Raw genomic sequence first — 770 nt, 5'->3', positions numbered from 1 at the left:
GATGCCGTCAAAAAGATCGTGCTGTCGTATCGCGTCTCGCCCCATCGAGACACGCTCTCGGCCATTCAGGCCATCGATGATGTCCTGCGGAAGCTGCCGTCCCTCCCAGACGACTTGTCGTTTGTCGTGGATGGCAACCCGATTTACCTGCTGGCGCAACACTTCTTCGCCCAACACGGGATTTCATTTGACGTCCGCCAAGTGATCGGGCTGACCAATGAGGATCCGGTCTCGGAAGCGTTTCGCCCTCTCAAGCAGATCATCGAGCGATTCAACCGGACCTTTAAAGGCAACTACCGCCCGACCCATGGGTTTGGTGCGGAAGAAGGCTCGGTGTCCTTTGTGACGCTGTTTGTGGCGTATTTCAACTTTCTGCGCCCACACAGCGCGCTCGAAGGCCGGGTGCCGGTCGTCATCCCGGAACTGGCGGATCTTCCGCATATGCCGGCCCGGTGGACGAAGCTGATCGCCATGGCACAAGCGTTTCTCCAACAAGAGGCGGCCTGACTTTTTTGTCCTCCGGAGCCCGTTGAACAGAACTCCTGCCGGATTCGGCGAAGCGAACCCTTGACCAACCGAACACCGCCAAAGGTAAAATTCGGTCATGGCAAGGGCGGCTTTCTTATTGCCTTCTTTTTTGTCCCCGTCGCCCTTGATGACTCTTCCGCACCTTTGGCGGGTGTTGGTCAAGGGCGAATCCGGCCCTCCGCATGCCCCACGATGCTCAATGGGATGATCTGTGTGGAGTTTTCATAGAACTTTTGACGCTA

General features: G+C 57.0%; 1 pseudogene. It reads left to right on the top strand.

The features are described from left to right. A pseudogene (locus tag BRO54_RS18860) lies at positions 1-507 on the top strand (DDE-type integrase/transposase/recombinase); the annotation flags it as partial. Positions 508-770 lie beyond the last annotated feature (263 nt).

The organism is Geobacillus proteiniphilus (genome assembly GCF_001908025.1).
GTDB classification, from domain to species: domain Bacteria; phylum Bacillota; class Bacilli; order Bacillales; family Anoxybacillaceae; genus Geobacillus; species Geobacillus proteiniphilus.
Note: the sequence above shows the minus strand (reverse complement) of the source record. Positions and strands in the feature narration are given on the sequence as shown.